Raw genomic sequence first — 14,526 nt, forward strand, 5'->3', positions numbered from 1 at the left:
TAATCCCAACCTAATTTGCCGCCTGTCCCCATAAAGTAAGTTCCAACAAACAGAAATACGTCGTACTTCCCCATGTCTCATTTACTTTGTATCGAATATACCGGTACGACTGATCCGTTAACTCAAATTCAAAATCTTCCCCGTCCACGATCTGTTTCTCATCATCGTCCGTAAGCGGTTCTCCTATCCCTCTTCCCGAAGGTCTCGTCGATTCAAATTCACCCAACAGCGTCCAATTATCCCAGTTTGGCACGGGGTTATTACTACCCCATATCTCAAAACGTCTTGGTGAGCATGATCCGTACTTCCAGCTATCCGCATGTTGTACCATATGTGTTTTCATACGTCCCAGTAAATATTCCTTGCCCAGGTCAATCGTCACCCAGGTAGGCATACCCGCTTTTTCAGGATAATCCTTATGGTTTTGAAAAAAATAGCTCGTTCCACCTGTTGTCCAAAGCTGACTCAAAGGCCTGGTATCATACAATGGTTCGTAAAAATCATCTATTAATTCTTCCGCTTTCCACAGACTTTTATTCAGCTCTTCTTCATACAAAGGAGTTAATGTACTATAGATCGTATCAGAAATATTTTGCCATTTATCCTGCAGGTAAAATGCAAATTCAGTAGGCGTAGCCTCCAATCCCCGTACAGCAAAGAGAATATCTTCTGTTTCCGCTCCGGTATAATGTCGGTCATATTCGACCCATGTACCATTATTGTCTTTTATCAGCGTATAAAATACATATTCCATGTTGAACGCATTCTTAAAGTTCAGTAGTACCCCTCCAAATGTATGTGACGCTTCCACGGTATTGGCGGAAAGCTGTATTGGAGGTGTAGTTGGACTGATGTTCACCCGAACCGGAGCAGAACGTTGTTCCGATTTACTGACAGAGTATAACTCCACTTCGTATTCTTTTGCCTTTCCAAACCCTTCTAACAGCACATAATTTTTGAAACCAGATGATTTAACGACTTTCTTCAATCCTCTGTCATCCGTAAATTCTGCTGCTATATACAACATACCCGGATCGCTTGGCAAGGTATAGGTCACACGAGCTGCTCCCGGTAAATTTTCGACTTTAACATTTCTGACTTCTGCTGGTGGGCCGAAGCTATCGACCAATGGCTCATTACTCTTTTGCTCACAGGAAGAGATCAATAAAGCGAATATGACGACTAAAAATTTTATATTTTTCATAATTTTATTTTTTACCACCCCGGATTTTGAACCAAGTTTTTATTGACGATTAAATCGTTTTGCCGAATTGGCCAGAAATAATCTTTCGTTCTAAACTGCTGATCAAAAAGTATACGCTCTCTATAAAAGCCTTCCGTATTATTTTGATTCACATCCCAGCCAGTTATCGGCTGATTCAACTCATCGGGTGCAGTTCGCCAACGTCGCAGATCCCAAAATCGCTCCCCTTCAAAAACCATTTCAATAGCGCGCTCCCGCTGTATGATCTCCCGTAAACCTTCTTTTGTTTCCAGTTTGTACGCTTCAGTGGTGAATGTGTTCCATGCGTATTCAACACCCGGCAGCCCCGCTTTGGTACGAATCCGGTCTAAATATTCATAAACCTCAGTACTTGGCCCGTTCAATTCGTTTAACGCCTCGGCATAAAGCAGATACAGATCGCCCAACCGTAGCATTACCCATGGGTAATTAACCGCATTATAAGTTGAGTTTTCTGAATTGGAATTTGTATAATTCACTAACTTTTTAGCATAGTATCCTGTCACAGAGTGAAAACCCAGCTGCTGTTTACCCCCAAATTCCCCTACCAACAGTTTCAACCAGTAAGGCTCATCAGTATTGAAATTCCCTTGTCCATACCAAACCCCTCTATCAAACCCCAACGAGCCATAAAAACGAGGTTCTCTATCGAAGTTAAAAGCAACAGTGGTTTCTCCTTGTTTAATATAGTAGCGATCTTCATACTCCGCCACCTTCAAATCAAATCGGTTGTTATAATCCCAGGTTATATCTTTGTCTATAGGCACTCCGTTCTCGGTATAAAACAGACTAGCGATCTTCAATGGAACACCCGTACTTCCATTGGGTGTCGTATAGCCGCGTTGCTCTTCGCTCAATGCTTTGGGCTGTGTCCATGACTGCAGTGAGGTAGTTGAGGTATTACGCGCCCATATAATCTCACTGTTCCATGGATCAGTCACCGTACCCCTGTTGGTTAAGCCCAAGCGCAGACTGTCGGGAATACCTTGGGTTCGGTTATCCAGCGGAAATTCATATAATGAATACCCTTGAATATCCGCAGCAACCAAAATTGCGTCTTTCAGTGCATCCACAGCCTTTCTCCACTTTTCTTGGCTGTACTCCGTATTGAATAAAACTGTACCATCACGATTCGTAAAGTTTGCATAGGTCGTGTTACCGTTGAACAATGGACTGGCAGCATAGGTCAAAATCTTTGCTTTATACCCCAATGCGATGGGTAACGTAATCCGGCCATAATCGGAATTCTCGTTTATCAATTGCAACTGCAACCCGTCCTCTGCCTCAGTAATCAGTTCCTCGATGTAATCAAACACTTCGTCCACCGGTCTGCGGGATACCCTCACCTCTTCTCCAGAAGCCGATATCGGTATATTCTCGCGCATAATGGGTATCGGCCCATAAGAACGGAGGAGTAAAAAGTGATAGTATGCTTTCAAAAATTTCGCCTCTGCAGCCCATTGTCTCTTCTCGTAATCATCCATATCAGGCACACTGCTAATATGTTCTAAAAAAATGTTACATTCTCGGATAGCTTCCCACAGGTCAGAGCCACCGTTTTCCCCAATCCAGTAATTTATTAATGGATTCGATACACTTTGTAACCCCTTGGCTATATTCCAACTGTCCCAAGTTGTTTTATCACTGGACAACCAAAACTCATCAGCTCCATAAAATCCAGGATTAATATATTTATCACCAAAATCGGGGATATAGGAATAGCATCCCGCTAAATATCGTTCCGCGGTGCTTCGCATCCGAAAAGCATATTCCAAGCTCGCCACATTGTCAGGAACCACATCTATCCATTTGTTGCAACCTCCGGATATAGCAATAATGCAAGCAGCTATTGTTATTTTTAAATAATTCATACGTTAGAAAGTTACATTTATACCTAAATTAAACACCCGCTGAAGCGGATAACCCAATCCATTCCCACCCATTTCCGAATCCCACAATTTGAAATGGCTAAGGTTAAATAAATTCGTTCCGCTCACATAAAAACGCGCTGTCTTCGCATGGAGCCTGCTTCGCATATTCTCTGATAACGAAAACCCGATTTCAGCCTGCTTTAGCCGTAAGAAATTACCGTTGTGTAACCACCAGGTGCTGCGCTGGACATTGTTGCTATGATTGTTCGTACTTAATCTGGGCCATAGCGCGTATATATCCGGGTTACTTAAAGAATAATGATCATCCGCGAATGCCTGCAGGATCTGCTTACCACCAACAAACGGCTGGACAGCGACCGGATCTACAAAAAAAGAGGAATAGGCCGATCCCTGAAAGAAAGCGGAAACGTCTAACATTTTCCATCCAAATGAAAAACCTGCACCATAAATAATCTGAGGAATAGTTGGAAAGCCGATAGGTACCTCATCTAAGCTATTAATGACACCATCACCATTGATATCTTTGTATTTAATATCGCCCGCAATATTCGATCCACCGGCAAAATCCTGAAATGGCGAGTTCTGAACTTCATCATCATCAATAAAGAGCCGCTCAGCAATATATCCCCGAGGCTGATTGAGGGGCTGCCCCACATGAGATTTCCACCATTCTTTATCATATGTAGGTTCTTCATATACTCTATATTTATTTGTTGCATATGTAAAATTACCTCTCGCCTGCAGCCACATCTGCTTGGAAAAACTATGTGAAAAATCTACCGACATATCCATACCTCGACCAGAGGCCTCTCCCACATTTGCTTTTAAATCGGCCATCAGTCCCATCGTTGTCGGAATATCCGCGCGGTCCATCAAGATATTTTTTCTGATTTCGGAGAAGAAGTCTGCCTGAATTTCAACTTTGTTAAACAAACCTAATTCAACGGCTAAATTTGTCTTATAGGACGTTTCCCAAGTGATATCCGGATTGGCATACCGTTTTACGTTAATACCATTTAACGTTCGTCTACTCTGCTGTCCAAACGTATAACGACGATTATTTGAATCCATCTGGACTTCAGAGATATAGAAAAAACGATCAATAGCAGCTCCAATCTGATCATTCCCCACCAGCCCGTAGGTCCCACGTAAGCGGAATTTGTGAATTTTATCTTTCCATGGTGTCCAAAATTTCTCATTGGATACACTCCAAGCCAGACCGAACGACGGAAAAAATCCAAAACGTTGACTTTCGTGAAACCGTTCCGAACCATTGTATCCGAAGTTAAACTCCGCATAATACCTGCTGTCATACGCGTAAGTCCCTCTTCCAGAAACGCCGACATTCCGCGAAGGCAGGGAAACTTGTAGGTTTTCGGCATGTGAGTTAAGGCTAGATCGTAGAATGTTTACCAGCAAAGCACTCACAGCGTGTTTTTCATGGAAGACCCTACTATAATCGACAGCCGACTCTAAGTAGAATATCGAATTCTGAACTCTTCCCGGCGGATCGTTAGGTGCATCATAATCTAACCATTCCGTTCCTGATGATTCATTAAAAACCCGCAAGGTATATTCTCCTGTTCGGCGATCCATGGATTCCATGCCATAATAAAAAGGTTTATACGAACGATTGATTTCAAACCGGGACGTCCGGTTCGTATTGAACATCGACCGGAACCGTAGTCCCGGCGTAATAAACGCCAAATCCTGTTTGAGTTCCATCTGCGCCATCATGACTGAACGGGTGTAATCTTTATAACCGCTCACCATATTCGCATAGGGATTAATAAACGATTTTTCCGGATCTGCCGGTCTACCGAACATGATATGCTGCACGTAATCGTGGTCCGCATCTTTTGGATAGGTAGGCCAAAAGTCAACCGGACTGCTTCTAATCACCTGATTGTAAAGGGTAGCTCCGCCTGGAATGGGCCCGTTATAATCATCAAATACACCATTTAACCGTACGATCAGCTCCGTTGATTTTGTCACATCGACATTCACATTAGCGCGGAGCGTATACGTCTTTAAATCAATATTGTTATTAAAATTATTTACCGGATCAACTTTTAACACCCCATTATCTTGGGCATAAGAACCGGCGACATAATATCGGGCAACTTTACCTCCACCCCGAACATTGAGGTTATGGCGATGGTTGATCGTACTTTTTTTGAACAATTCCTCTCGCCAATCTACTTGAGGGAAAAGAATCGGGAACTCTCCTTTTTCTGTCGCATCAATATATTCACGCGCATAGTAAGGTCTTTCAAGCGGAAAACGTGACTGTTGTGCTTCATTATACAATTTCATGTATGTTACCGGATCTGCGAAATCGACATTGCGAGTCGGTGCTGAATACGAAGCTTCGCTACGAAAAGAGATACTTGCTGGACCTTCTTTTCCTTGCTTTGTTGTCACGTAAATAACTCCATTTGCTCCGCGTGCTCCATATAAAGCGGTGGAGGTCGCATCTTTCATAATAGAAAAACTCTCGATATCATCTGGACGAAGACGCGCCAACTCTGTAACGCCCACTTCTACACCGTCGATCAAGATCAAGGGATCCACCTTCCCTGTTCCGAACGAGGTCACCCCCCGAATAAAAAAGTCGGCATTATCCATACCCGGTTCTCCACTACGCTGATAAGCTATAATTCCGGCAGCCTGGCCAGCCAAAGCTGTTGTCAGGTTACTGGATGGTATTCGTAGATTCTCAGGCTTAACTTGGGTCACAGAACCGACCATGTCGGTTCGCTTCTGCTGCCCAAAAGCCACAATCACAACCTCCTCTAAGGCTTCAGGGTCTTCTTTCAATACCACCTCAATTTTTCCTTCGTCCCCGATGATGACTTCATGCTGCAGATAACCGGTATAGCTAACAACCAAAATGGTCCCCTTCTCCAATTTTGGAAATGAAAAATTCCCACCGCCGTCCGTCTGAGTTCCCACATTAGTCGACTTGATCGTGATCGTAGCCCCCACTAAGGGTTCTCCGGTTTCGTTTAGTACCGTGCCCCTGATCTCTTGCAGTACGTCTGCGACTATTGGCCGTGGCACAGCTCTCTTCGCCTTAATATATATCATCCCTTTGCTGATCTCCGCATATAAGGACTGATCCTGCAAGATGGTACGTAGTGTCTCATCTAGTCCGGCATTGGTGACTTTCACCGTTACCTTTCTCGCTTCTTTGAGCAGTTTCGTGTTGGCGATAAAGCTATACCCACTTTGTTTCTTCACTTCGGCCAACACTTTTTCCAAGGGTGCGTCAGTGAAGCGTAACGTAATGGTCTGGGACCTAATATTGGCACTAGCCTGTGCAATAAATAGTAATAATGATATAAAAAAGAGCTTCATGCGGATCAATAATTTGAAGCGTGAATATTGCGGAATGTGTATGTTACGTGCATACGCATTCTTGCAATCTATGAGATAATTCATAAATTTGATTTGTTAGGTTCAAAAAATGTGATGTATTACGTGCAGTAGGCAGGCACATCGACCTGACTTTTCCGGAGGTGTTGCAAGCACTTCCGGTTTTTTCTATCTCTTTTTCAGTAAAAGCCTCCTTTCTTTGATCTCAAATCGTAGATTACTGGTTTCTTCAATGGCTTTCAACACGGCCGACAGCGGCATATTACGACTGATCTCCGCGTAGAAGGCGTCTTGTGGTATAGGAGCGATATCCGACTGGATATCGTACCAGCGTTCAAGTTGCGGTAGTATGTCCGCCAACGTGCTGTAATGGAATACAAATTCGCCCTTTACCCATCCTGTTACAGCTTGAATATCTGCTGGTAAAGACTTAAAACCGTTGTCATGCAAGATGGCCGTCTGTCCAGGTTCCAACACGATTCGGTGTCCATTATTACTGTTGATATGTACGCTACCCGAGACTAAGGTGGTATTGGTCGCTCTCTGATCTCCATAGGCTTCCACATTGAATGTTGTCCCTGTAACTGTAATGCGCTGGTCATTGCTCTCCACTATGAATGGTTTTGTTTTGTCTTCGGCTACATCAAAAAAAGCTTCCCCCTGTAACTTTACGAGACGTTGACTGCTCTCAAATCGCGTAGGATAGGTAATAGATGATACTGCATTTAGCCATACCTTACTACCGTCAGGCAATGTAAGTTGGTATTGTCCGCCACTTGGTGTAGCCAATGTCGCATACTGTATCGCATCAGACGTGGCCACGACCTGCTCGCCATCAGCATACGTAAAACCTTCTCCATTTGCAACGATCCCGTCCTTGTCTTCGCTTAGCTCAATGATCTCACCATTGGATAAGGTCATGGTAGCTCTGTTGCCACCAGGAAGAACATCGTCACCGTATACATTAGTCAGTTGTGGCTGTTTGCTTATCGTTCGTGTATTGTAGATATAGTACCCCGCAAAACTGACGATCAATACCGCTGCTGCTACGGCAAACCATTTCCCTAGGATAAAGGTTTTGACCGGTGCTGAAGGGATATTTTCCTGCTCAATGATACGATGTTTAATATATTGCAAAATACGCTGTATGTCTGCCTGCACAGCGTTGAGATCTTCCGATTCCGGTTTACGGAGATACCGATCCGCAAGCGCAGCCAGACGGCTATCATCGGCTTGCCGTATCAGGTCAAAAAGCTCCTGTTTTTCAGTATCGCTAATCGTATCGTTCAGATACTTATCATATAGTTCTTCAACGCGCTGCATAAGCAAAATTGGTCAGAGCTTCATTGCCCCTTTTATACATATGACGCACAGAAAACAGAAAGTGACTATCGAGAAGACGATTTTTTTTTAGCACACGCAGGGCGCGTGAACTTTCTTTAGAAAATTCATAGCATAAAATCTAACAACCTACGTAGGAAAGCGCCATAATCAATGCCAATGGGGATAAAGTTTTACCAGCTTTTTCGAGGTACTCTTTAACGGTCCCCGTAGCTTTCACCAAGTGATTATGAACAGTGTTGGGACTAATATTCATGATCTCTGCTGCTTCCCGATGACTTTTACCCTCAATTTTACACAAGGTAAATGCCTTTCCCCTTTGTTCCGGTAATAGCGCGATTGCATCATCAAGTAACCGTTGCGTTTCTTTCGCCAATAGATATTCTTCCAGGTCTTCCCTCATTGCCCCCTTTGACAGCTGTGCTTGTTGGTACATTTTGCTCTGCCTTTCTAATTTTCGAAAATAATCCACCGCCATTCGTTGTGCGATACGGTAAAGGTAGGCTTCAAAAGATTGATGAATGATAATCTGTTCACGTTTCTCCCAAACTTTTACAAATAACTCCTGCAATAGTTCATCGGCTTCTTCAGCATATTTTACCATGCGGCGCAGTTTCAAATACAAAGGTTTTGAATATTGCAGGTAGAGCAATTCAAATGCGACATGATCGCCTCCCCGTAGCCGAAACAACAAGCCCTCCTCAGTGGTATAGTCAGCGACATCTGTCATCATAAGGCATAAACTAAGTGTACGTTACCGAAACGTCTTTAAAAAACTAACAATAGGTTCTATCTTTATACAAATAACATATACAGTTATCACTATATAATAACCCCCATTTACCTATGCTATAAAAATAATGTTAAATAATTATTATGTTATAATCAATCTATCACTAAGGTAAAGGTAAATATTTGCATTTCAAATATTTTTTAAAATTCCGGGAGTTCGAAGCTAAACTGTACCCCCTTTTTTATCTATCCAAATCAATACTAACCTCCAGAAACTTCCCCTCCTCGGTGCTATCTTCAAACGTTAATTTGACCTGTTTTGGCTTTCCCCATTGTTTCTTCCACGCTCCGGTTTTTAGCTGAAATAGAGTAGGTTCGTCCGGTTCCAGGAGATAATTCAAGTAATTCTGCCGGTCTGACACATCAATTTTCACCTGTCCCATCTGCATACTGGCGTATAAATAAGGACTACCTTTTGAATCGACAACACCGGATGCAAATGTATTTAACCGAAACTCCCGTGGATGCTTCTGATAAGATATCAAAAATAAATCTACCGTAACACTATCTCCTTTTACAGAGACCTTGACATCTTTTACATCCACCTGAATATCATCAACGACCAAAGGTGAAGTCTCTTGGCCAAAAGAAACTATACACCATGCCATCCACACAACGAAGAAAGCGATACGTACCATTACCGCAACCGATCAGCTGACTTAATCAGTTTCTCATCTTTACGTATACCACCGATGGCCATCGCAAGAAAGATAACCGCAACAGGCAGCAAAAAGAAGCCCACACCGATATTTGCAGCCCCAAAAGATTGGGAGATAAGAGATAACGTATTACTGGCCGATATAAATAACCAGACAGCAAAAAGACAGATCAGAACGATCTCCATGAAAATTAACTTTAACTGGAGCTTCCTGTTCTTATACTGGAAGATCGTAAAAATGGGGATGAAGCCCAGCACAACGGTTGCTATAGTTTGCAACAAATAACTTTCTTGTTTGACAGCTTCATTATTCACCGCGGTATAAGCCCCTGTTACATATAATTGCTTACCTAAGCCGACCAAATCGATATAATTCAGGTAGGGAAATAAAAATAATCCCAAAATAACGACAGCAGTCAACAATAGCCAGATCGATTGTATGCGTTGTATCATTTTATAATAGTTATAGCACAAATATAACAGAATCCCCATAACTAAAGTCATTTTTTGTATCTTTACATCAAGCATTTAATAATAGAGATGATGGAAAGTATAACGATATACCCCAAAAGCAAAAAGCAGCAATCTTTGCTCAAGTCTTTATTGGAGGAAATGAAAGTACGTTTTGAAATCGGTAAATCCGATGACACAGCGATGAGTGAAGAGGAGTTTTATAAAAAGATAGATCTTGCTAAAGAGGATATAAAACAAGGGAGATATGTAGAATATACCCCAGAATTGCGAGAAAAGCTTTTTAAGAGTATCTTATGAGTTATCGCATAGTTTTTTCTCTCAATATTAGTAAAGACATAGCACATATAGAGAAATCCGGAAATAAAAAACTGCTAAAAAAGCTATATTTACTTCTGGAAGAACTCAAGGAGCACCCAAGACAAGGTACGGGCAAACCGGAACAATTAAAATATTACACTGAACCCACGTGGTCACGCCGGATTTCGGAAGAACATCGTTTGGTATATGAAATACAGGACGAAGTGGTAACCGTTTTGGTGCTTTCAGCTTATGGACATTACAACGACAAGTAAAAGCACAAATCGCTATTTTTTGGAAATATCCTACGATGGAACAGCTTATCATGGATGGCAGATCCAGCATAATGCCATCTCCGTACAAGAAAAGCTGAACAAAGCCCTGCACACCTACCTCCGGCATGACATAGAGACAACAGGCGCCGGTCGGACAGATACAGGCGTACATGCCAAACAGCTTTTTGTCCATTTTGACAGCGATCATACCGCCTTGAAGAACGATCCAGGACGATGCATACATGCGCTGAATTCGCTGTTGCCTTTCGACATTGCTATCCACCGTATTATCCCGGTGCATGAGGATGCACATACCCGCTTCGATGCGCTGGAGCGGTCTTACGAATATCTTCTTCATTTTGACAAAAACCCTTTTCAGACAAACCGGTCGTATTTACTTCGGGATAAGCCGGACATACACAAGATGAATGAGGCAGCGCAACACCTTTATGGCAAACAAGATTTCAGCTGTTTTAGCAAATCACATACGCAGGTGTTCACCAACATCTGTACCATCCGCGAAGCAAAATGGGAAGAAAGCGAGAATGGCATGATTTTTCACATTACTGCTGATAGGTTTTTACGAAATATGGTCCGTGCCATTGTAGGCACCTTGTTGGAAATCGGTGTAAAGGGTAGCCCAGTTTCGTATATACAGGAAGTGATAGCCAGCAAAAACAGGTCTCACGCCGGCGTGTCGGTTCCAGCATGTGGCTTGTATCTGACGCAAATTACTTACCCCTACATTCATCGATAGATTACTGAACACGTGAAGCAAGACAAAATTACAGGCACGACATACGACAGCAAACTGTTAAACAGACTCGCAAAATACATGCGCCCCTATACCCGTATATTTTGGGTGTCGGTCCTCTTGACGATTTTGCTCGCTGCGGTAGCTCCTGCTCTTCCGATGCTCATTGAGCACACGTTGGATCATTATATTCTGGCAGGGCAGTACGAAGGGCTAAGCAAGATGCTCTTCCTCATGCTGGGTCTTTTGGTGGCGCAGACCGTTATTCGCTATTTCCACACATTGACCACGAACACGTTGGGGCAATCCGTTATCCGCGATATCCGTATTCAAGTTTTCAATCATATTACCAATCTCCGTCTCAAATATTTTGACAACACACCCATCGGACGATTGATTACCCGGACGATTTCCGATCTGGAAACAATCGCGAATATATTTTCAGAAGGATTGATCCAGATCATCGGCGATCTGTTGCAACTTATCGTTATCCTCGGCGTCATGTTCTATACCGACTGGCGACTCACATTGGTTGTCCTGATCCCTATGCCGCTTATGATTTGGTCGACCTATATCTTTAAGGAAGCGATGAAGTCGGCATTCCAAGCTGTCCGGCTGTGGGTATCCAATCTGAACACGTTCTTACAGGAGCATATTTCAGGCATGGCGATTATACAATACTTTGCCCGCGAACAACAGGAATTTCAAAAATTTGAAGCTATAAACAAAGAACACCGTAATGCACACATCCGGGCCAACTGGTATTTTTCGATTTTTTTTCCCGTGCTGGAAATTATCGTTGCCATTGCCACAGGTCTCTTGGTGTGGTACGGTTCGAAGCAGATCATCGCCGACATCATATCACCGGGTGTCGTGGTTGCCTTTATCATGTATATCAATATGATATTCCGGCCGATACGCGAATTGATTGACAAATTTAATACCCTCCAGATGGGTATGGTTTCTGCCGAACGTATATTTGAGGTATTGGATACCGATGAGTTCACACCCAACCAAGGTAATTATGTTCCTGAACGCGTTCGCGGTGAAATCGAATTTAAAAATGTCTGGTTTGCCTACAACGACGAACAATGGGTCCTTAAAGACGTAAGCTTCAAGGTTAAGGCCGGAGACACACTTGCTCTGGTCGGGGCCACTGGCGCAGGAAAGTCGTCGATCATCAATATTCTCAGCCGTTTTTACGAGATCCAAAAAGGTCAGATCTTATTGGATAACGTGGATATACGGGAATATGAGCTCAACATATTACGAAAAAATATCTCGACCGTACTGCAAGATGTATTTCTATTCTCAGACACCATCCTTCATAATATCACGTTAAACACACCGAATATCCATTTGGAACAGGTTGCTGATGCTTCTAAAAAAGTAGGTGCCTACGATTTCATCCACAGACTTCCCAATGGCTTTGAACATCAGGTACAGGAACGTGGAGCAACTTTATCTTCAGGACAGGCCCAGTTGGTCTCCTTCGTACGCGCCCTTGTACATGACCCCAAGATCCTTATTCTGGATGAGGCAACATCTTCTATCGATACAGAGACGGAGCAACTTATCCAATCGGCTATCACTAACATGATGGAAGGCCGCACCGCTATTGTTATTGCCCATCGGCTTTCGACAATCCAGCGAGCCAACCAGATCATCGTGCTGGATAAAGGAGAAATCAAAGAAATAGGTTCCCATCAACAGCTGTTAGCGATGGATGGCTACTACAAAAAGCTCTACGAGCTGCAATTCAATTCGGTGGGTATATAAGGAAATTACAGCTTGTTGAAAAAAGCGCGGGACTTCAAGAATGTCAATAGTCCCACACATCCGATGAGCAGCCATAAAAAGTCGACAACAAAGATATCGGTCTGCCGGTTGGCGACGGTATACCATAGCCAGTTGTTCGTTACCAATCCATTGGTTATCGGCACACAAAACGCCAGTATACTACCCAATAGCAGTGTTTCTCGATTTGTCCGATTGATGTTCCTCCGAAGGATATAGTAACAAGACAGGACAAGCCAGCTATAGAAATAAACCGAATAAATAAACTTCTGGTCAACTTGCGGACTTACTTTTATCGCAATGAAAGTCAATGCAGTAACCGGAAGCATGGTTAGACAGGCCGCCAAGAAGATATTGGCCAGCCAAAAGTTAAACTTCCTCTTTCGTGGAAGCACATTGTTCTTATCCCGGGCGACCAGCCAGATGAGGATTCCCGACGTAATGACCAGACAGCCCATTATTCCCAATATAAAATAGACCGTCTTGACCGGATAACCACCAAAGTCTCCGAAATGTAGCCTATAGAGCAAACTACGCACCTGATCCACATACGAAGCATCCGTTATCGGCGATTTCTCCTCCATCACTTTATTGTCGTGTACACGGATCTGAAGTACGCCAGAACCGGCAAAGCTTTTCGCATAGTGCGGCTCGAGCTCCATTGTCACATGCATACTCGAATCACCATAGTTTTTCACATGTAAGCGACGTATCTCACCATCCGGCCACTTTTGTCGTGCCAAACTGATATAGTCAGCCAGTTTTACTTCCCGATCTAAAGGTTGATAGAGATACTCCTGTTTTGTATTCCTTGAATACCCTAAATCCTGATACATTTTTTCGCTATCCCCATCATATAGAAGCTTTCCAAAAGGAAGGGCAAGAACAGAGTTGATAATCAAAAATATTCCTGTCACAGCGTATAAAAACTGGAACGGAAAACCAATAACACCCAAAGCGGTATGCATATCGGTCCACACCGTTTTCCACTTGCTGAAAGGACGGAAAACAAAAAAATTAGTGACCAACTTATCCCAGTGTAAGAGAAGACCTGTTATCAAGGCAAACAGAAACAAGAAGGATGTCAGTCCCGCAATAAAATAACCGAACGGAGCAATACCCACACGGATAGGTACTTCATTGAGCTGCGCCAGAAAGTGCAGGCGATATAGAAATTCACCCATATCATAATTCGTGGAGTAATCGCCCGCCTTTTTTTCGACAAAATCATAACTAAAATACTTGCCGTCGCCCCTTCCACCGCGGCGTCTTCCTTTTTTCTTCCTCTCCTTCGCCGGCTTCATCTTGGCTAAGTTTTCCTTATTTAAGATACTATCGTTTGAAGCACTTATATTGACGTAAGCACCTGCCCCCGAACGGTATATAAAAAAGGAGAGATCTCTTCCCTGCAGATTATAGTCTCGACTTATGGAATCCAACAACTTATCGTAATCCGCTCCATTCGGTGAATGGGCGATATAAGATGTATTTTTCTGCCAGGCTGTAATTTCTTGTTTGAAAAAAGAAAACGACCCCGTAAAGAAAATAACATACAGCAATGCGCATATTACAATACCACTGATGGTATGCGTATGAAAGAAGATATTATAATTCCTGATATTCAT

At 43.0% G+C, this 14,526-nt stretch carries 12 protein-coding genes; 4 read left to right on the forward strand and 8 right to left on the reverse strand.

The features are described 5' to 3' along the window. Nucleotides 1-10 precede the first annotated feature (10 nt). The 7 genes from G5B30_RS02795 to G5B30_RS02825 all read right to left on the reverse strand — a co-directional run bounded on the left by G5B30_RS02795 (nucleotide 11) and on the right by G5B30_RS02825 (nucleotide 9,757). A complete protein-coding gene (locus tag G5B30_RS02795; protein ID WP_165318450.1) occupies nucleotides 11-1,204 on the reverse strand; it encodes a DUF5000 domain-containing lipoprotein in 1,194 nt (397 codons plus the stop codon). An 11-nt stretch (nucleotides 1,205-1,215) separates the two neighbouring features. Continuing rightward, on the reverse strand, nucleotides 1,216-3,114 hold the full coding sequence (locus tag G5B30_RS02800) for a RagB/SusD family nutrient uptake outer membrane protein (protein WP_165318451.1): 1,899 nt from the start codon (nucleotides 3,112-3,114) through the stop codon (nucleotides 1,216-1,218). 3 nt (nucleotides 3,115-3,117) lie between these two features. Beyond that, entirely contained in the window at nucleotides 3,118-6,579 is a 3,462-nt protein-coding gene (locus G5B30_RS02805) for a TonB-dependent receptor (RefSeq protein ID WP_165318452.1), read from the reverse strand. Nucleotides 6,580-6,681: 102 nt separating this feature from the next. Continuing rightward, nucleotides 6,682-7,836: a FecR family protein gene (locus G5B30_RS02810; protein WP_165318453.1), complete on the reverse strand. Its 1,155-nt coding sequence runs from the start codon at nucleotides 7,834-7,836 to the stop codon at nucleotides 6,682-6,684. 139 nt (nucleotides 7,837-7,975) lie between these two features. Beyond that, on the reverse strand, nucleotides 7,976-8,587 hold the full coding sequence (locus G5B30_RS02815) for an RNA polymerase sigma factor (RefSeq protein WP_165318454.1): 612 nt from the start codon (nucleotides 8,585-8,587) through the stop codon (nucleotides 7,976-7,978). A 241-nt stretch (nucleotides 8,588-8,828) separates the two neighbouring features. Further along, the gene (locus tag G5B30_RS02820) at nucleotides 8,829-9,284 is read right to left on the reverse strand and encodes a hypothetical protein (protein ID WP_240903080.1); all 456 of its coding nucleotides are present in this window, start codon (nucleotides 9,282-9,284) and stop codon (nucleotides 8,829-8,831) included. Further along, the gene (locus G5B30_RS02825) at nucleotides 9,284-9,757 is read right to left on the reverse strand and encodes a DUF4293 domain-containing protein (protein WP_165318455.1); all 474 of its coding nucleotides are present in this window, start codon (nucleotides 9,755-9,757) and stop codon (nucleotides 9,284-9,286) included. Before G5B30_RS02825 ends, G5B30_RS02820 begins: the two co-directional genes overlap by 1 nt. An 87-nt stretch (nucleotides 9,758-9,844) precedes the next feature. Between G5B30_RS02825 and G5B30_RS02830 the strand changes: the two genes are divergently transcribed. From G5B30_RS02830 to G5B30_RS02845, 4 genes are read left to right on the forward strand one after another with little or no spacing between them, the layout of a single operon-like run. Then, a complete protein-coding gene (locus G5B30_RS02830; RefSeq protein ID WP_165318456.1) occupies nucleotides 9,845-10,075 on the forward strand; it encodes a DUF2683 family protein in 231 nt (76 codons plus the stop codon). Beyond that, nucleotides 10,072-10,350, forward strand: coding sequence for a Txe/YoeB family addiction module toxin (locus G5B30_RS02835; protein WP_165318457.1), 279 nt, complete (start codon nucleotides 10,072-10,074; stop codon nucleotides 10,348-10,350). Before G5B30_RS02830 ends, G5B30_RS02835 begins: the two co-directional genes overlap by 4 nt. Nucleotides 10,351-10,369: 19 nt before the next feature. After that, complete coding sequence (gene truA, locus G5B30_RS02840) at nucleotides 10,370-11,107, forward strand: tRNA pseudouridine(38-40) synthase TruA (RefSeq protein ID WP_317164311.1); 738 nt, start codon at nucleotides 10,370-10,372, stop codon at nucleotides 11,105-11,107. Nucleotides 11,108-11,119: 12 nt separating this feature from the next. Then, nucleotides 11,120-12,883 carry an ABC transporter ATP-binding protein gene (locus tag G5B30_RS02845; RefSeq protein WP_165318459.1) on the forward strand — a complete coding sequence of 588 codons (1,764 nt, stop codon included), beginning with the start codon at nucleotides 11,120-11,122 and terminating at the stop codon, nucleotides 12,881-12,883. 5 nt (nucleotides 12,884-12,888) lie between these two features. On the opposite strand, the gene G5B30_RS02850 is transcribed toward G5B30_RS02845, so the two are convergent. Beyond that, the gene (locus G5B30_RS02850) at nucleotides 12,889-14,526 is read right to left on the reverse strand and encodes a PepSY-associated TM helix domain-containing protein (RefSeq protein WP_165318460.1); all 1,638 of its coding nucleotides are present in this window, start codon (nucleotides 14,524-14,526) and stop codon (nucleotides 12,889-12,891) included.

Origin of the sequence: Sphingobacterium sp. SGG-5 (assembly GCF_011043525.1) — a bacterium.
Lineage (GTDB): Bacteria > Bacteroidota > Bacteroidia > Sphingobacteriales > Sphingobacteriaceae > Sphingobacterium.